This window comes from Neisseria sp. HMSC055H02 (assembly GCF_001813335.1).
GTDB classification, from domain to species: domain Bacteria; phylum Pseudomonadota; class Gammaproteobacteria; order Burkholderiales; family Neisseriaceae; genus Neisseria; species Neisseria sicca_C.
Genome location: NZ_KV812097.1, coordinates 104,879 through 123,700, shown reverse-complemented (window position 1 = coordinate 123,700; position 18,822 = coordinate 104,879). Strand labels below are relative to the sequence as shown.

The following is an 18,822-nucleotide window of genomic DNA, read 5'->3' as shown; positions in this document are numbered from 1 at the left end:
GGGATTTTGGGGAATTTTGCAAAGGTCTCAAATAGTCTTACCCGGAGGAAACGATTGGATAGACGCAAAACTGACCTGCAAAGAGCGGATGGCAGTTTAAACCCTGCCAGAAATAATCCGACTTTGATTTTCCGTCATTAAAAAGGTCGTCTGAAAACTTTCAGACGACCTTTTATATTTTCAACATTTGCAAATCAAACATCTATAACTCAACAAACCTGTATCCGTACTCATCGACTTCCAATATAGAAGCATAGTCGCTACGCCAATCTCCCAGCACAATACGCGTATATGCGTTCTCTTCGTGGATATGTTCGCGGTGCGTATGTCCGTGAATCAGCAAGCTGACGCCGTAATTTTGGACGGTATCAGAGGTAAACTTGGGATTGACATCCATAATTTCAGCAGCCTTATATTGCTTGTCGTGCTTACTGGTATGGCGGATTTTACGCGCAATATTTAAACGCAGCTTGAGGGGCAACATGAGAAACAACCGTTGCAACCATTTTTGATGAACTGTTTTCCTGAATTTCTGATAACGCACATCATCGGTACACAAAGTATCACCGTGGCAAATCAAAGCCGGCGTACCGTATAAATCGACGACAGAATATTCCGGCAGCAGTACCATGCCCGCTTGCCTTGCGAACTTCCCACCTATCAGGAAATCACGGTTTCCGTGAACAAAAAAACATTCCACCCCGCCCTCTGCAACGTTACGGACGGCACGGGAAACGGTATCCGTCAATTCGGAATGTTCGTCGTCCCCTATCCAAAAATCAAATAGGTCGCCCAAAATATAAACCGCCCTCGCAGACGGTGCTTTTTCGCGCATGAAACGCAAAAACAGCTCGGTCAACTCAGGACGGGTTTCACTCAGGTGTAAATCAGCAATAAAATAAGTCGGCATAACGGCTGCAATATATGAAATCTCAGGCCATTATAGGTTTTCAGACGACCTTTGTATATTTAAAGGTCGTCTGAAAACATTTCAGATCGGATCAATGAAGGTGATTCTTCCCGCCTCGAGAAATAATTTTCTGGTAAGTCTCCTGATTGTGGACATCACTGATAGGAACAACATAAAAAAACTCATTACTGCGGACAAATCGGTTGATCAGATCCGAACGGATAGAGGTAAGATCGTGATACAGCAGGCTCAGACCTCTACGTAATACATGTTTCCAATCCATGTAGTTACGCGCATTCGGACGAATATCGTTCATCGCATCCAATGCCAACAATTTATGGTTTTGCGTTTTTTTATCAACGGGATGGGAATAAATTGAATGGAAATACAACATATCGCTACTGTCTTCTTCGCTAAAAAACGGCGGCAGGCTCAACGCAGCACCGACATTCCCCAAAGGATAATCGTCGGTCAAATAGTGAACCGTATATAAAAACAGCGAACCGTTGGTGTAATTCAACTTTCTCAATGCCTCGACAGCGGCGATGGTAGTACATTGATGATCGGTATGGACATCAATATTCGGCGAAGGCGTAACGATAACATCAGGACGGAATGATTCGATGACGTAAGCCATATTGTCCACCAAATCATGCCAATTCGAACCACCGTGCAAACCCTCTGATATAACAGACTTATTGGCTCTCCGGAAAATACCCACATCTGCCGTTTCCAGCTTCGCAGAAGGAATTTCACGTTCAGGGTGGTTGTATAAAGTTTTCAGCGTTGTATCAAAAAAACCGAGCTGCAAAATGTTTTCAGACGATACCCCTGCCAAAAGCGGAACGGTCAGACTGTTCCAGACCCGCATCCGCCCCTTTTCCAAATATTGCTCCTTAGTTTCCGTAGGACAGCGTTTGCAGAAAAGGTTTTCATAATGGAAACGCCCTGCTTCGCTTGCCGTTACCGTTACCACCATCGAATTTTCAGCATATTTTTCATACAGGCCGTAAGCTGCCAACTCCGCATCGTCAGCGTGCGGCGCAAGCACTAGGATTTTTTTATCATCCAAAGACATACGCGGATAAACAGTCAGTCTGACTTCCTGATTTTTCAACAAGACCCTTCTGCTCCTCAAGGAAATTTCCCGACTTTCAGCATCAAACATATCGCTGAAGTTCAAATATCTCACGCCTCTACCGCCAAATTCGATGTAATGTTTCCAAATACCTTTGCGGGTTTCAATCTCAATATAGGGCAACAACCATTTGCCCAACAAAGAAGTTTCAACACTGACCGCAGCCAAGACCGTATCATTAATATCCACTTCTTGAGGTAGCTTAATAACCCCCTCCTCTAATTTCGACACGAAATGCTGTGGCAAACAGTCATAGCGATAATCCTTTGTAACGTCATAAGCAAAGCGTTTCATGTGCATTCTCATAATTATTATCAAGAAGCACACCAACCCAATTATCAATACTGCAAGCATTGTAAATAATGACATTCTTAACCCCTGTAATTATTTTTTAAAATATTACATTTGTGAATTTGTAAATTCATACATTTAGCATTTTTATAGTGATTTCTTTGTTGAATGAGAGATTTACAAAAATCTAAATGTAATATTTGAAAATTTTCTTATATTTATCAATATTACACAAGCTTCAAATTAATTTTAAGTTCTTCAAAACCCCCGTCTGCTAATATAAAATTCATAAAATTCATAAAATACATAAAATTCATAATATTATCAGATAGATATTATTGCCACACATTTGCTGTGTCGATATATATAATCAATAACGTACATTGTCATATATTTGCAAAAATCACATTTTCAAAAAAAGCCTAGAGAATTTTTTTTGCAACCGCAATCGGACCATATTCATATTCTTCAAGCGCTAACATTTGCTTCAACCGCTCGCGAATAACAGTTTTCACAAAATCATGGCGTACTTCTATTCAACAAATCAGATAAATGAAACGTTCAACCTAACTTCTTGGCCAAACAATGAAAAAGGTCGTCTGAAACCCGTGTAATAGGTTTCAGACGACCTTTTGACTCTCAGGTGTTGCCCACCTGCTTTTAAAAATTACGCTTCTTTATTTTCGGTCGCTTTTTGACGCAGGCGCAAGCTCAATTCGCGCAGTTGTTTGTCGTCCACCGCATTCGGTGCGTTGGTCAGCAGACATTGGGCGCGTTGGGTTTTCGGGAAGGCAATCACGTCGCGGATGGATTCGGCGCCGGTCATCAGCGTTACCAGACGGTCGAGGCCGAATGCCAAACCGCCGTGCGGAGGCGCGCCGAATTTCAGGTTGTCCAGGAGGAAGCCGAATTTTTCCTGTTGCTCTTCGGGGCTGATTTTCAGTGCGGCGAACACTTTTTCCTGTACGTCGGCACGGTGGATACGGATAGAACCGCCGCCGATTTCCCAGCCGTTCAACACCATATCGTAGGCGCGTGCCAGGCAGTTTTCAGGATCAGACGACATCAAGTCTTCATGGCCTGGCTTGGGCGAGGTGAACGGATGGTGCATGGCTGCCCAGCGGTCGCCGTCTTCGTCGTATTCGAACATCGGGAAATCAACAACCCACAAAGGTTTCCATTCGTCCACGAAGTAGCCGTTTTCCGCGCCGTGTTCCAAACCGACTTTGATACGCAGCGCGCCGATGGCTTCGCTCACGACTTTGGCTTTGTCTGCGCCGAAGAAGATGATGTCGCCGTTTTGCGCGCCGGTACGGGCAATGATTTCTTTCAGGGCGTTTTCAGACAGGAATTTCACGATTGGAGATTGCAGGCCGCTGTCTTCGCCGTTGGAGAGGTTGCTGACGTCGTTCACTTTGATGTACGCCAAACCTTTCGCGCCGTAGATGCCGACAAATTTAGTGTATTCGTCGATTTCCTTGCGGCTGAATTTCGCGCCGTTCGGTACGCGCAGGGCAACCACGCGGCCGCCTTTCATGTCGGCTGCGCCACGGAAGACTTTGAATTCTTCGGTCTTCATCAAGTCAGTCAGCTCGGTGAATTTCAGGTTGATGCGCATATCGGGTTTGTCGGAGCCGTAGTAGAACATGGCTTCGGCGTAAGGCATACGCGGGAAATCGCCCAAATCCACGCCCAGCGCGTCTTGGAAGACTTGTTTTGCCATGCCTTCGGTGATGTCCATGATTTCATCCTCGTTCAAGAACGAGGTTTCCAAGTCGATTTGGGTGAATTCAGGCTGGCGGTCGGCGCGCAAGTCTTCGTCGCGGAAGCACTTGGTAATTTGGTAGTAACGGTCGAAACCCGCCACCATCAACAGTTGTTTGAACAATTGCGGCGATTGCGGCAGAGCGAAAAACTCGCCCGGATGAACGCGGCTCGGCACGAGGTAGTCGCGCGCGCCTTCTGGAGTAGAGCGGGTCAGCATCGGGGTTTCGATGTCGATGAAGCCTTGCGCGTCCAGATAACGGCGAACGCCCATAGCGACTTGATAACGCAGGCGCAGGTTGTGCTGCATTACCGGACGGCGCAGGTCGATAACGCGGTTGGTCAGGCGCACGTTTTCGCTGATGTTTTCGTCATCGATTTGGAACGGCGGCGTAGCGGCGGCGTTCAAGACTTCGATTTCTTTGGCAAGGATTTCGATTTTGCCGGAAATCATTTTGTCGTTGGTCGTGCCTTCGGGACGGTTGCGCACGCGGCCGGTAATGCTCAAAACGTATTCGTTGCGGGCGGAATCGGCAGTGGCAAACGCTTCGGGCGTATCGGGGTCAATCACGACTTGGACGATGCCTTCACGGTCGCGCAGGTCGATAAAAATCACACCGCCGTGGTCGCGCCGGCGGTGTACCCAGCCTTTGACGGTTACGGTTTGGTCTAAGTATTGCTCGCTGATCAGGCCGCAATAGTTGGTACGCATAAAATCACCTTTTTATATTGTTCAATTTGAAAAGAAGGAAAAGGTCGTCTGAAAAAAGACACCTTAATTGTTTTGTTCTGTATCGCCGTTTTCAGACGACCTGTGTTTTGCCAAAGCCTTGACCCGAACTTCATCCGGCATCACCATGCCCAACGAAATCACATATTTCAATGCTTCGTCCACGCTCATATCGAGTTCGCGCACGTCGCTTTTTTTCACCATGATGTAATAGCCGCCGGTCGGATTGGGCGTGGTCGGCACATAGACGGAAAGATAGTCGTCATCGTGCGGCAGGCTGCCTTTGAGTTTGTCGGGAATATGCCCTGATACAAAGGCAATCGTCCAAATATCGGGTTGAGGGAACGGAACCAGCACGGGCGTTCTGAACGAGCGGCTGCTGTCGGAGAGCAGGGACTCGGATACTTTTTTGACGCTGGAATAGATGGACTTGACGACGGGAATCCGTCCCAACAGGCTGTCCCATGCGGCGAGGATTTGACGCCCCAAAACGTTGGCGGCGAACACGCCGGTCAGAAATAAGACGACGATGGCGGCAATAATGCCCAAGCCGGGAATGTTGAATCCCCAGAAATATTGTGGCTGCCATTGCTCGGGCAGCAGGCTGATCAGCCGGTCGGCGGCTGATATGATATAGCTGACCGCCCAAATGGTTACGGCTATCGGCAGCCATACCAACATGCCTGTAATCAGATATTTTTTTAATGCCTTGGCAACTTTTCCGCCTTCGGCCGTTTGTTCTGTCATCTTCTGTGTCATTCCGACAAATATCGCACAAACGTTGCATTATACGCGTTTGGGCGATAGGAAACGAGTGTTTTTAATATGGGAAGGGTGTTTGTTTTGCTTTCAGACGACCTGTGTGCAACATGGTTTAAAAGGTCGTCTGAAAACGGGGTTGGGCGTCAAATTCCGTCCCAGTCGTTGAACATCAGGCCGATGCCAATGCCGTTTTGTTTGTGGTTGTAATCAATCAGGCTTTCGCCGTAGCCGTGAAAGCCGCGCACGACGCCTTTGAGTTTGCCTTTAATCGGGAAAGTATAGGCGGCTTCAACCGCGCCGTGTCCGGTTTTGGGATTGTAGCGCAGCAGGGACGAAATATTTTGTTTGTCGTTCAGACGGTATTGCAGCTTCAAATCGCCATAACCCATATAGTCGGTAATGTCGGGATTGTCGTTGTTTTCGCCGGTCTGATCAAAGGCGCGCATCCACACGCGCGGGATGACGGTCAGTTTGCCCCATTCCATCCCCGCCAATGCGTAAACGCGGTTCCATGAGCGGGATTCGGGGCGGCTTTGTCCGTTGGATTGGTGGACGAAGCCTGCGCCGACCATCCGCAGTTTGCCGCCGAACGGCAAATCTGCCTTCACGGGCTGGGTCAGGAAGATTTCGGGTTCGTAATCGGTATTGCGGAACGGCGCGGATTTTCTGCCTTGGTTGTAAATCTGCCAATCGGATTTTTGGGTATAGCCGAACCACAAATCCGCGCGGGTTTTAAACAAATCTTCGGCGATTTTGCTTTTGAACGAAACTTGCAGTTTGGTTTCTATGTGTTTCTGTTCGCTGAATTTTTCCTGATTGGTCGTGCCGCGCGAAGGGGAATGGGGATGGAGGTTGGGCGAGCTGTTGTACCATGCGGGCATCAGGTACATGGGATTGTGTTCGCGCACGCTCAACAAGCCGCGCGAGTCGTTTTTGTCCAAATCGTACATCAGGCTCAGCGGCGTGTAGGCATCGGCTGCGGTGCGGAGATTGTCTTCCGAAAGGGTGGATTGCTCTTTATTTTCGTCAAACACAATCGTCGCCGCCTTTTTCTCACGGCTGGTGCTGATGGTTTTGGGCAAATCGACCGGTGCTTTGGCGGCTTCTTCACGAATGACGGGCAGCGGTGCTTGCGGCGGCAGTTGTGCCGAGTAAATGCTGTCGTAACACGCCAAACGGGTGGCATTGTCTTGAATGGAGGTGCATTGCAAAGCCGTGTCGGCATAGGCGACAGGGGCGGCGACTCCGCCGACAAAGATAAGCATCAAAGCGCGCCGACATTTGGAGAATGACGGTTTTTTGTTCTTTAGGGCATTGCTTTGCGCCAAATTGTGTTTCAACATCTTGTTCATCATTTCATTCATGGGATTGCCGATTAGGTGTTTTCAGACGACCTTTTGCCTGAACATCGGGATTAATCGTTTGAAAAGCAGATCAAGCCGCATTTTACTGCCTTGCGTCTGCTTTACGGCAGGTCGTCTGAAAAGTTTACATCAACTTGCACCACATACGGCAATGCCCCTGAAAGGTTAAGACCTCAGGGGCATCGTTATCTGCTTGCCTGTCCCGACGCGGTAACACGCCAAGGTGATGGGCGAAAAAGATTAAGCCAATGCTTTTACTTTGGCAGACAGACGGCTCTTATGGCGGGCTGCTTTGTTTTTGTGGAATACGCCTTTGTCAGCGATACGATCGATGACTTTGACGGACTCTTGGTAAACTGCTTGAGCAGCAGCTTTGTCGCCGGCTTCAACTGCTTTCAACACTTTTTTCACCGCGGTACGGAATGCAGTACGCAGGCTGGCGTTGTGGGCGCGTTGTTTAACCGATTGGCGGGCACGTTTGCGGGCTTGTGCGCTGTTTGCCATATTGAATATCTCCTGAAAAAATAAATTCTGTAAACGCGCAATTTTAAAGACAGATTCCTCTATATGCAAGTATTTTCTCTGTTCGCGCGCGCAAATCGCCCGTATTTTGCCCAAAAACGACATCTTGTGCAACGCCGTTTTCCCGAGTCTGAGAAATCGCGCCTTATTTCAATAAAAATCAGTCAGATATTGCTTTGAGTTCTCACTTACTTCCATTACAATAGCCCCGCTTTGCGCCGGGGTATTGATGGGGTGCAGAGTGTTCATTTTCTGTTAACAATCTTTCATCAGGAATCTGCCCGTATGAAAAAATCCGTATTAGCCGTATTGGCGGCATTATCGCTGGCCGCTTGCGGCGGTGGCGAGAAAAAAACCGAGCAACCTCAAGCAGGCAGCGCGCCTGCTGCCAATGCCGAAGCAGCCGCCACCGATACTTTGAACATCTACAACTGGTCGAACTACGTTGACGAGAGCACCGTTGAAGACTTCAAAAAAGCCAATAAGCTGAAGCTGACCTACGACCTTTACGAAAACAACGAAACCCTCGAAGCCAAAATGCTGACCGGCAAATCCGGCTATGACTTGGTCGTTCCCGGCATCGCCTTCCTGCCCCGTCAAATCGAAGCGGGTGCTTATCAAAAAATCAATAAAGACCTGATTCCCAATTACAAAAACATCGATCCCGAATTGTTGAAAATGCTGGAAACTGCCGACCCGGGCAACCAGTATGCCGTTCCTTATTTCTCCGGCGTCAACACTTTGGCAATTACGGCGAAGGGCAAAGAACTTTTGGGCGGCAAGCTGCCTGAAAACGGTTGGGATTTGCTGTTCAAGCCTGAATACACCAACAAGCTGAAATCATGCGGTATCGCCTTGTGGGACACGCCGAGCGAGATGTTCCCAATTTTACTGAATTATTTGGGTAAAGACCCCAAAGGCACAAATCCTGATGATTTGAAAGCGGCGGCGGAAGTGCTGAAAGCCATCCGTCCTGATGTAAAACGTTTCAGTCCGTCCATCATTGACGAACTGGCGCGCGGCGACATCTGTCTTGCGGCCGGTAACGGAGGCGACTTGAACTTGGCGAAAGCGCGTTCCGAAGAAGTGAAAAACAATGTCGGCATCGAAGTGTTGACGCCGAAGGGTATGGGCTTCTGGATTGAATCTTGGCTGATTCCCGCCGATGCGAAAAACATTGCCAATGCCCACAAATACATCAACTATACGCTTGATCCCGAAGTGGCTGCGAAAAACGGCATTGCCGTTACCTTTGCGCCTGCAAGCAAACCGGCACGCGAGAAAATGCCTGCCGAGTTGGTTAACACCCGCTCCATCTTCCCGAATGCTCAGGATATGAAAGACGGTTTTGTGATGCCGCAAATGAGTTCGGATGCGAAGAAACTGTCGGTTAATCTGTGGCAGAAGATTAAAGTCGGTTCAAACTGATGTTTTGAAGTGAAAGGTCGTCTGAAAATCTTGAATTGGAGTTTTCAGACGACCTTTGCTTATTAATCGAACTGAAGAAGGCAACTTGCAATCCAGCTTCAAAATGTCAACAATTTTATGAACGAAGATACAAGATCCAAGAAACCCAAATCATATTTATCCTATAAAAATCAAAAAGCAATCTTCACAATATTCAAACAACGTTAAAAGATGAAAGATTTTGTCTTGATTGAACAGGCGGTTTGCGTTATCGTTTGCATTCTTTCATTCATAAACTCTGTGTTTCATTCCAATTGATTGGACAGTCTGACTGTCGCCGTGTTCCTTCAATGCGCGTACCCTAAACCGCTGCTTGGAGGGCTTGCATTACAGGTGCTGTGGCGAGGCGGGTTGCCCCTATTGGTTTGAAGCCGTATAAAAGAGGTCATTATGCAATTATCAGGTGCACAAATCATAGTGCAAAGTCTCAAAGCCGAAGGTGTAGAGTATGTTTTCGGCTATCCGGGCGGCGCAGTCATCGAAATCTACGACGCTATTTTCCAACTCAATAAATTCAAGCACATCCTGACCCGACACGAGCAGGCGGCGGTACACGCGGCAGATGCGTATGCGCGCGTCAGCGGCAAAGTTGGCGTCGCGCTGGTTACTTCCGGTCCGGGCGTGACCAATGCGCTGACAGGCATTGCCACCGCATACAGCGATTCGATTCCGATGGTGGTCATCAGCGGACAGGTCGGCAATTCGCTCATCGGTACGGATGCGTTTCAAGAGGTGGATACGGTCGGCATTACCCGTCCGTGCGTCAAACACAATTTCTTGGTAACCAACGTCAACGAGCTTGCCGAGACCATTAAAAAGGCATTCCAAATCGCCGCCAGCGGCCGACCCGGTCCGGTCGTAGTCGATATTCCCAAAGATGTAACGCAGGCGATGGCGAAATTCAGCTATCCGCAGGAAGACATCTTTATCCGCTCTTACCAACCTGTCGTGCAAGGCCATATCGGGCAGATTAAAAAAGCCGTCCAAATGTTGGCTTCCGCCAAACGTCCGGTCGTTTATTTCGGCGGCGGCGTGGTATTGGGCAATGCTTCGGAAGAGCTGACGAAGTTTGTCCGCATGACGGGCGCACCGTGTACCGGCACGCTGATGGGGCTGGGCGCGTACCCTTCAAGCGACCTCCAATTCTTGGGCATGCTGGGTATGCACGGCACTTACGAAGCCAACCTCGCCATGCAAAACGCAGATGTCGTGTTGGCAGTGGGCGCGCGTTTTGACGACCGTGTCGTCTCCGTTCCGTCCAAATTCTTTGAAAAAGCCAAAAAAGTCATTCACATTGATGTTGACCCGTCCAGCATCGCCAAACGCGTCAAAGTCGATATTCCGATTGTCGGCGACGTGAAAAACGTCTTGTCCGAAATGATTGCCTTGTGGGGCAAACAGGATGCGCCTGCCGCCGACTCTTTGGATAAATGGTGGAAAAACATCGAAGAATGGCGTTCGCGCAACTGCCTGTGGTTTGACAACGACAGCGAAATCATCAAACCGCAATATGTCGTGCAGAAACTTGCCGAAGTTACCGGCAATTCCGCCATCATCACTTCGGACGTGGGACAACACCAAATGTTCGCGGCGCAATATTATCCGTTCGAACGCCCGCGCCAATGGCTCAATTCCGGCGGCTTGGGTACGATGGGCGTAGGGCTGCCGTATGCGCTGGGTGCGAAACTTGCCGCTCCCGACCAAGACGTATTCTGTATTACGGGCGAAGGTTCGATTCAGATGAACATCCAGGAATTGTCCACCTGCTTCCAATACCATGTCCCGATTAACGTCGTTACCCTAAACAACGGCTACCTCGGCATGGTTCGCCAATGGCAGGAGCTATATTACGGCAACCGTGAATCGGAAACCTATTTCGATTCCCTGCCCGATTTCGTCAAACTGGCGGAAGCATACGGGCACATCGGTATCCGCGTGGACAAAAAATCCGATGTTGAAGGCGCGCTTTTGGAAGCGGTCAAACAAAAAGACCGTCTGGTATTTATCGACTTCTTGACCGATAAGAAACAAAACGTGCTGCCCATGGTCGGCAACGGCAAAGGTTTGGACGAAATGGTTCTGCCGCCGCACATGCGCGAAAACCCGAAAGCGTAAGGAGAACGACAATGCGACATATCTTATCTGTTCTGATGGAAAACGAATCAGGCGCGATGAGCCGCGTGGTCGGTCTTTTCTCCGCTCGCGACTACAACATCGACTCCTTGGCTGTAGCCCCGACCGAAGACAAAACCCTCTCGCGCATGACCATCGTTACCCACGGCGACGAGCAAGTCATCGAACAAATCACCAAGCAACTCAATAAATTGATTGAGGTAATCAAAGTGGTCGATTTGAACGAAAGCCGTTTTGTCGAACGCGAATTGATGCTGGTAAAAGTCCGCGCCGTCGGCAAAGACCGCGACGAATTTTTACGTCTGACCGAAATCTACCGTGGCAGCATCATCGACGTAACCGACCGCAGCTACACCATTGAAATCACAGGCTCAACCGACAAACTCGACTCCTTCCTCGAAACGGTCGGACGCGCCCAGATTTTGGAAACCGTACGCACAGGCGCAGCCGGTATCGGTCGCGGCGAGCGTATTTTGAAAATTTAACACCGTCAGTTTTCAGACGACCCGATAGGTCGTCTGAAAACAAAAACGGCAGGAGAGATTGATGTCAAACATTAAAATCGTCGCACTGGTTACCGTCAAACCTGAACATACAGAAACGCTGAAACCCTTGTTCCAAAGCCTGGTCAAAGCCAGCCGCGCGGAAGAAGGCAACATCAGCTACGATCTGCATCAGGAAATCGGCAAACCCAACCGTTTCGTCTTCGTCGAAAACTGGAAATCTCAGGCGGCCATCGATGCGCACAACGCCAGCGAACATTTCCAAGGTTTCGTTAAAGCCATCGACGGCAAAACCGACGCGCTCGAAATCGTTTTGATGGAAGAACTCTCTGTTTAACCCTTTACCCTCAATCCAACTGTCCGGCATCCTCAACGCAAAGCCGGAACCCATTTTATCCAAAGGAAATCAAATGCAAGTTTATTACGATAAAGACGCCGACCTGTCCCTGATCAAAGGTAAAACCGTCGCCATCATCGGCTACGGCTCACAAGGCCACGCCCACGCAGCCAACCTGAAAGATTCAGGCGTAAACGTAGTAGTCGGCCTGCGCCAAGGCGGCTCTTGGAAAAAAGCAGAAGCAGCCGGCTTCGAAGTATTGTCCGTAGCCGATGCCACCAAAAAAGCAGACGTAGTGATGATTCTGCTGCCCGACGAAAACCAACCCGTCGTCTATAAAAACGAAATCGAGCCCAATCTGAAACAAGGCGCGGTACTCGCTTTCGCACACGGCTTCAACGTCCACTATAACCAAATCGTACCGCGCGCCGACTTGGACGTGATTATGGTCGCCCCCAAAGGCCCCGGCCATACCGTACGCAGCGAATTCCTGAAAGGCGGCGGCGTACCTTCGTTGATCGCCGTTTACCAAGATAAAAGTGGCAAAGCGCGCGACATCGCCCTGTCTTACGCAGCAGCCAACGGCGGCACCAAAGGCGGCGTGATTGAAACCAACTTCCGCGAAGAAACCGAAACCGACCTCTTCGGCGAACAAGCCGTATTGTGCGGCGGCGTGGTCGAATTGATCAAAACCGGCTTCGAAACCCTGACCGAAGCAGGCTACGCGCCCGAAATGGCATACTTCGAATGCCTGCACGAAATGAAGCTCATTGTTGACCTGATTTACGAAGGTGGCATCGCCAACATGAATTACTCCATTTCCAACAACGCGGAGTACGGCGAATACGTTACCGGCGTGGAAGTCATTAACGACAAATCCCGCGAAGCCATGCGCAACGCCCTCAAACGCATCCAAACTGGCGAATACGCCAAAATGTTCATCCAAGAAGGTGCCGTCAACTACGCCAGCATGACCGCCCGCCGCCGCCTGACTGCCGACCACCAAATCGAAAAAGTAGGCGCACAACTGCGCTCCATGATGCCTTGGATTGCCAAAAACAAACTAGTCGATTTGGACAAAAACTAATCCGACTCGGTTCAGCCATAAGCAAACCTGCCCGACGATTCGGGCAGGTTTTTTGTCATACACAGTGTAAAAAGGTCGTCTGAAAACCTAAATGTATTTCAGACGACCTTTTTATACCTAAGCTTTAAAAACTGCTTACTTCACAATCTCAACCGGACCGTGATCGTCGCAGTGGTCGCCGTGTTGGTGGTGCAGGCGACCGTTGACGATGTAGTCGGTGTGATCGCCGTGCGGTACGGCTTCGTGGCCGCAGCCTTCGCCGTGAACGTGACCGTTGCAGGTATCGACGGGATGGCAGCCTTCAGGGTTGGTTTCATTGACGCTTAAGCTGTGTTCGTCGTAATGACCGTTGTGTTCGTGGTGCAGGTGGCCGTCGTGCAGATAGTCGGTGTGGTCGTCATGTTTGATGGCGGTATGGCCGCAACCGGCGCCATGGGTATGGTCGTGATGATCGTGGATTTTGCAAGTCATTTTGATTCCTCGTTATCGATGGTTAATTCAAACCCTTTAGGTTACGGTCTCTATGTTATCCTTTTTTGGCAGCTCGGTAAACAAATTTCTCTTTATTAACATAGTGTTACGGTATATCATTATAGGCTTTAAAGGTCGTCTGAACGCGCCATTTCGATGTTATGACTCTTGCGGATGTTTCAGACGACCTCCCCATTCGTTATCATTTATAATGTCATTTCTTAGACGACTCGGCAGTCCGTGCCGATAATGCGTATAGGTCGTCTGAAAACAATATCAAGATAAATATAGGATTTTTACACTATGTGGGACACAGTACGGCAATGGCTGCATACTCTGCCGGTACGCGAGGAAGTGGTGGAATCGGTGCTGATGGTCATGGCGCTGCTGGTTTTGCGGGGCGTTTTGCTGAAACTGTATCTGCGCCGCCACCCGCATTACAGCATCGAGGAAAAACGCCGCTCTTTGGTACTCAGCCGCAATCTGACGCTGATTTTGACGATTTTCGGGCTGGCGGTAATTTGGGCGACACAAATTCAGACGTTGGCGCTGTCGATGTTTGCCGTAGCGGCGGCGATTGTGGTGGCGACGAAGGAACTGATTATGTGTTTGTCGGGCAGCATTTTGCGCTCGGTAACGAAACAATATTCGGTCGGCGACTATATCGAGGTCAACGGCCTGCGCGGGCGTGTGGTCGATATTAATCTTTTGAACACGTTGATGATGCAGATCGGCCCGAACCCGCTGGTCGGGCAGCTTTCGGGTAAAACGCTTTCGTTTCCCAACAGCCTGCTTTTGAACCATTCCGTCCGCCGCGACAATATTTTGGGCGATTATGTGATTCATACGGTGGAGATTCCCGTGCCGATTCATTTGGATTCGGATGTGATTGTAGGTCGTCTGAAAGCCGTACTCGAACCTTTGTGCCAACCTTATGTACCCGCCATCCAGCGGCATTTGGAAAACGTGCAGGCGGAGAAGCTGTTTATCACCCCTGCCGCCCAGCCGCGCGTAACCCGCGTGCCGCATGACGACAAGGTGTACCTTATCATCGTGCGCTATGCCTCGCCCGTGGCGAAGCGTTTAGAAATCCAGCAGGCGGTATTGGATGAGTTTTTGCGCGTACAATACCGCCTGCTAAACCCTCAAGCTTAACCCCATAATCTATTAATAATCAGGAAAATACTATGTTGCCCGAATCCGCCCTTACGCAAATGTACCCCGTCATTATGACCCCCAGCCACGACGGGAAATATTTCCATAATTACGTCCTTTCGCTGCTCAACATCGTCAACACCAGCGCGCAAAACGGCTGGCCGCTGCAAGTGATGATGCAGCGCGGCGAGAGCCTGATTACCCGCGCGCGCAATAATTGCGTGGCGACTTTTTTAGAAAACAAAGAATGGACGCACCTCTTCTGGATAGACTCCGACATCGGCTTTTCCGCCGAAGCGTTCTACCGCCTGCTTTTGGCGGATAAAGACGTCGTTGCCGGCATTTATCCGCTGAAACGCGAAAACTGGCCTGATGAAGGCGTTCCCGCCGGCACGACCCAAGCGGATTTCGAGCGGATGTACACCGCCTACACCGTCAACACAGGCGATAAAAACGAAAACGGCGAAATCGTGCTGCGCGTCGATGAAGAAGGCTTTATGAAAGTCGACGACGCACCGACCGGATTCATGGTCATCAAACGCAGCGTGTTCGAAAAAATGATGGCAGCCTACCCCGAGCTGAACTACATCTCCGACAGCGACTACAAGCGCGAAGACAAAGGGCTGCACTACCGCTTCTTCGACTGCATGGTCGATCCCGAAAGCAAACGCTACCTTTCCGAAGACTACACGTTCTGCCGCCTGTGGCAGCAAATCGGCGGTGAAGTCTATGTCGACGTACAATCCAACCTGACCCACCAAGGCGCGAAAATCTACCGCGGCGCGTTTGCCGATTCGTTGCAAACCAATATCGCACAAGCCGTTTTCGCCCCTGCGGGCACACCGATGAGCCTCGACCTCGCCGCCCCGCTCAAATCCAACCCGCGCGGCGCGGAATAGCGTAAAAACAGGGAAAGACGCTTTAAGCCTGACGCGATGGCACTATATCTCCCCTATTGTTTGCCCCGTCGTTTTCAGACGACCCCGAATCCAAACAGGTCGTCTGAAAACACAATCGGTTCGCCCGAACGGCAAACCTAAAACCCAGACACACATTATCCCCATTTTCCCATTGACTCAGGCGGCAGCCATTTTTCAGACGACCTCCGTCCGAACCCGCCACCCACACAAAGGAATCCCATCCATGACCGACAACGTACTGCTCCATTTGGGCGAAGAACCCCGTTTCGACGCCATCCAAACCGCCGACATCAAACCCGCCCTGCAAACCGCCATCGCCGAAGCGCGCGCGCAGATTGCCGAAGTCAAAGCCCAAACGCACACCGACTGGGCGAACACCGTCGAGCGTCTGACCGGCATCACCGAACGCGTCGGCAGGATTTGGGGCGTCGTGTCGCACCTCAACTCCGTCGTCGACACGCCCGAACTGCGCGCCGTCTATAACGAACTGATGCCCGAAATCACCGTCTTCTTCACCGAAATCGGACAAGACATCGAGCTGTACAACCGCTTCAAAGTAATCAAAAACTCCCCCGAATTCGAGACCCTCTCCCCTGCACAAAAAACCAAGCTCAACCACGACCTGCGCGATTTCGTCCTCAGCGGCGCGGAATTGCCGCCTGAACAGCAGGCAGAGCTGGCGAAACTGCAAACCGAAGGCGCGCAACTCTCCGCCAAATTCTCGCAAAACGTCTTAGACGCAACCGACGCCTTCGCCCTCTACTTTGACGACGCCGCACCGCTTGTCGGCATCCCCGAAGACTCGCTCGCCATGTTTGCCGCGGCCGCGCAAAGCGAAGGCAAAACAGGCTACAAAATCGGTTTGCAGATTCCGCACTACCTCGCCGTCATCCAATACGCCGACAACCGCGAATTGCGCGAACAAATCTACCGCGCCTACGTTACCCGCGCCAGCGAACTTTCAGACGACGGCAAATTCGACAACACCGCCAACATCGACCGCACGCTCGAAAACGCCCTGCAAACCGCCAAACTGCTCGGCTTCAAAAACTACGCCGAACTGTCGCTCTTCACCAAAATGGCCGACAGCCCCGAACAAGTCCTCACCTTCCTGCACGACCTCGCCCGCCGCGCCAAACCCTACGCCGAAAAAGACCTCGCCGAAGTCAAAGCCTTCGCCCGCGAACGCCTGAACCTCGCCGACCCGCAGCCGTGGGATTTGAGCTACGCCAGCGAAAAACTGCGCGAAGCCAAATACGCATTCAGCGAAACCGAAGTCAAAAAATACTTCCCCGTCAGCAAAGTTCTGGCAGGCCTGTTCGCCCAAATCAAAAAACTCTACGGCATCGGATTTACCGAAAAAACCGTTCCCGTCTGGCACAAAGACGTGCGCTACTTCGAGCTGGAACAAAACGGCAAAACCATAGGCGGCGTCTATATGGACCTCTACGCCCGCGAAGGCAAACGCGGCGGCGCGTGGATGAACGACTACAAAGGCCGCCGCCGCTTCGCCGACGGCACGCTGCAACTGCCCACCGCCTACCTCGTCTGCAACTTCACCCCGCCCGTCGGCGGCAAAGAAGCCCGCCTGAGCCATGACGAAATCCTCACCCTCTTCCACGAAACCGGCCACGGCCTGCACCACCTGCTCACCCAAGTGGACGAACTGGGCGTATCCGGCATCAACGGCGTCGAGTGGGACGCAGTCGAGCTGCCCAGCCAGTTTATGGAAAACTTCGTCTGGGAATACGACGTCTTGGCACAAATGTCCGCCCACGAAGAAACCGGCGAGCCCCTGCCGAAAGAACTCTTCGACAAAATGCTCGCCGCCAAAAACTTCCAACGCGGCATGTTCCTCGTCCGCCAAATGGAATTCGCCCTCTTCGACATGACCATTTACAGCGAAGAGAACGAAAGTCGTCTGAAAAACTGGCAACAGGTTTTAGACAGCGTGCGCAAAGAAGTCGCCGTCATCCAACCGCCCGAATACAACCGCTTCGCCAACAGCTTCGGCCACATCTTCGCCGGCGGCTACTCCGCAGGCTATTACAGCTACGCATGGGCGGAAGTCCTCAGCGCCGACGCCTACGCCGCCTTTGAAGAAAGCGGCGACGTCGCCGCCACAGGCAAACGCTTCTGGCAGGAAATCCTCGCCGTCGGCGGCTCCCGCAGCGCAGCGGAATCCTTCAAAGCCTTCCGCGGACGCGAACCGAGCATAGACGCACTGCTGCGCCACAGCGGCTTCGACAACGCGGCGTGACGGTAAGGTTGAGGTAAAAATTTAGCGGATTCAATATAAAATGCCTGAATCGTCATTCCCGCGCAGGCGGGAATCCAGAACATAAAGTTAAAGAAACCGTTTTTGCCTGATGAGTTCCTGTACGGGCAGGTCTGGATTCCCGCCTGCACGGGAATGACGGCATGTTTTTTGAATTTAATATAAAAGGTCGTCTGAAAAATTTTCAGACGGCCTTTATCGAAACCAATAAATATTGTTTTGTTAACATTGATAGGGAGGTGTCAGAAATGACAGCATATACCGCACCTGAGTTTTATAAAAAAGCTTTTAATTGCCCGCATTGCGGGGCATTTGCGCATATGAAATGGCAAAGTAAAGAACCAAGTGTGTATTATCAAGCTATTTGTGATCATTGCAAAAAAGATAGTTTTTGGCGAGTAACTAAAATAAATGACAGTAGCACAATGCTCTACCCTGATTTCGGCTCTGCCCCACTTCCTGCCGAAGATATGCCTGAGGATGTCAAAAAAGATTACGAAGAAGCCGCCCGAATTTTCATCAAATCCCCTCGAGGAGCGGCGGCATTACTGCGTTTAGGCTTGCAAAAATTATGTATCCACTTGGGAGAAAAAGGGAAAAACATTAATGACGACATCAGGTCGCTGGTTGAAAAAGGCGTATTCTCAGGACAGGTTGTCAAAGTTGCCGATACTTTGCGGATTACCGGAAATAATGCCGTACATCCCGGTCAAATTTCAGATGAAGATTTTGATAGGGCTGCCGGAAAAATGTTCGACTTAATCAACGCCCTTGTGGAGGAAACCATTACAAAACCCAAAATGTGGAATAATCTTTATGAACAGATGCCCGAAAACGCAAGAAACGCCGCAGAAGCGCAAGATAAAAAGAACTTGCAAAATCAGGTACAAAATCCTCCCTCCCCACCTACTCAAAAGTAACGGCAGGTAGTTTTCTCATTTCAATTTCCCAAAATATTAGAGGTCGTCTGAAAGTTTCAGACGACCTTTT

The 18,822-nt window shown here is 50.3% G+C and carries 16 protein-coding genes; 9 read left to right on the top strand and 7 right to left on the bottom strand.

Translation table 11 applies throughout. From position 1 onward, the window contains the following. Positions 1-202 precede the first annotated feature (202 nt). From lpxH to rpsT, 6 genes are all read right to left on the bottom strand, one after another. A complete protein-coding gene (gene lpxH / locus HMPREF2907_RS07985) occupies positions 203-910 on the bottom strand; it encodes a UDP-2,3-diacylglucosamine diphosphatase (protein WP_070681921.1) in 708 nt (235 codons plus the stop codon). Positions 911-1,001: 91 nt separating this feature from the next. After that, complete coding sequence (locus HMPREF2907_RS07980) at positions 1,002-2,417, bottom strand: PIG-L deacetylase family protein (protein ID WP_070681918.1); 1,416 nt, start codon at positions 2,415-2,417, stop codon at positions 1,002-1,004. A gap of 589 nt (positions 2,418-3,006) precedes the next feature. Further along, a complete protein-coding gene (aspS, locus tag HMPREF2907_RS07975; protein ID WP_070681916.1) occupies positions 3,007-4,815 on the bottom strand; it encodes an aspartate--tRNA ligase in 1,809 nt (602 codons plus the stop codon). 63 nt (positions 4,816-4,878) lie between these two features. Beyond that, complete coding sequence (locus HMPREF2907_RS07970; protein WP_070681913.1) at positions 4,879-5,580, bottom strand: DUF502 domain-containing protein; 702 nt, start codon at positions 5,578-5,580, stop codon at positions 4,879-4,881. A gap of 158 nt (positions 5,581-5,738) precedes the next feature. Beyond that, positions 5,739-6,959, bottom strand: coding sequence for a phospholipase A (locus HMPREF2907_RS07965; RefSeq protein ID WP_070681910.1), 1,221 nt, complete (start codon positions 6,957-6,959; stop codon positions 5,739-5,741). 240 nt (positions 6,960-7,199) lie between these two features. Further along, positions 7,200-7,463 (bottom strand): 30S ribosomal protein S20, encoded by a 264-nt coding sequence (rpsT, locus tag HMPREF2907_RS07960; protein ID WP_002212556.1) that lies wholly within the window; start codon positions 7,461-7,463, stop codon positions 7,200-7,202. Positions 7,464-7,766: 303 nt separating this feature from the next. Here rpsT and HMPREF2907_RS07955 point away from each other — a divergent pair, with 303 nt between their 5' ends. From HMPREF2907_RS07955 to ilvC, 5 genes are all read left to right on the top strand, one after another. Beyond that, positions 7,767-8,909, top strand: coding sequence for an extracellular solute-binding protein (locus HMPREF2907_RS07955; protein WP_003769278.1), 1,143 nt, complete (start codon positions 7,767-7,769; stop codon positions 8,907-8,909). Between the two features lie 429 nt (positions 8,910-9,338). Next, entirely contained in the window at positions 9,339-11,063 is a 1,725-nt protein-coding gene (ilvB, locus tag HMPREF2907_RS07950; protein WP_070681907.1) for a biosynthetic-type acetolactate synthase large subunit, read from the top strand. Between the two features lie 11 nt (positions 11,064-11,074). Next, positions 11,075-11,566 carry an acetolactate synthase small subunit gene (gene ilvN, locus HMPREF2907_RS07945; protein WP_029609678.1) on the top strand — a complete coding sequence of 164 codons (492 nt, stop codon included), beginning with the start codon at positions 11,075-11,077 and terminating at the stop codon, positions 11,564-11,566. A gap of 61 nt (positions 11,567-11,627) precedes the next feature. Beyond that, complete coding sequence (locus tag HMPREF2907_RS07940; protein ID WP_070681903.1) at positions 11,628-11,921, top strand: putative quinol monooxygenase; 294 nt, start codon at positions 11,628-11,630, stop codon at positions 11,919-11,921. 73 nt (positions 11,922-11,994) lie between these two features. Then, entirely contained in the window at positions 11,995-13,008 is a 1,014-nt protein-coding gene (gene ilvC, locus HMPREF2907_RS07935; RefSeq protein ID WP_003755457.1) for a ketol-acid reductoisomerase, read from the top strand. Between the two features lie 135 nt (positions 13,009-13,143). Here ilvC and HMPREF2907_RS07930 read toward each other — a convergent pair whose 3' ends face one another. Further along, positions 13,144-13,479, bottom strand: a complete 336-nt coding sequence (locus HMPREF2907_RS07930; RefSeq protein WP_070681899.1) for a hypothetical protein — start codon at positions 13,477-13,479, stop codon at positions 13,144-13,146. A gap of 303 nt (positions 13,480-13,782) precedes the next feature. Between HMPREF2907_RS07930 and HMPREF2907_RS07925 the strand changes: the two genes are divergently transcribed. The 4 genes from HMPREF2907_RS07925 to HMPREF2907_RS07910 all read left to right on the top strand — a co-directional run bounded on the left by HMPREF2907_RS07925 (position 13,783) and on the right by HMPREF2907_RS07910 (position 18,752). Then, positions 13,783-14,634: a mechanosensitive ion channel family protein gene (locus HMPREF2907_RS07925; protein WP_003757138.1), complete on the top strand. Its 852-nt coding sequence runs from the start codon at positions 13,783-13,785 to the stop codon at positions 14,632-14,634. A 32-nt stretch (positions 14,635-14,666) separates the two neighbouring features. Then, on the top strand, positions 14,667-15,533 hold the full coding sequence (locus tag HMPREF2907_RS07920; RefSeq protein WP_049224115.1) for a hypothetical protein: 867 nt from the start codon (positions 14,667-14,669) through the stop codon (positions 15,531-15,533). A 244-nt stretch (positions 15,534-15,777) separates the two neighbouring features. Continuing rightward, positions 15,778-17,814 (top strand): M3 family metallopeptidase, encoded by a 2,037-nt coding sequence (locus HMPREF2907_RS07915; protein WP_070681896.1) that lies wholly within the window; start codon positions 15,778-15,780, stop codon positions 17,812-17,814. A 161-nt stretch (positions 17,815-17,975) separates the two neighbouring features. Next, complete coding sequence (locus tag HMPREF2907_RS07910) at positions 17,976-18,752, top strand: DUF4145 domain-containing protein (protein WP_318259061.1); 777 nt, start codon at positions 17,976-17,978, stop codon at positions 18,750-18,752. Positions 18,753-18,822 lie beyond the last annotated feature (70 nt).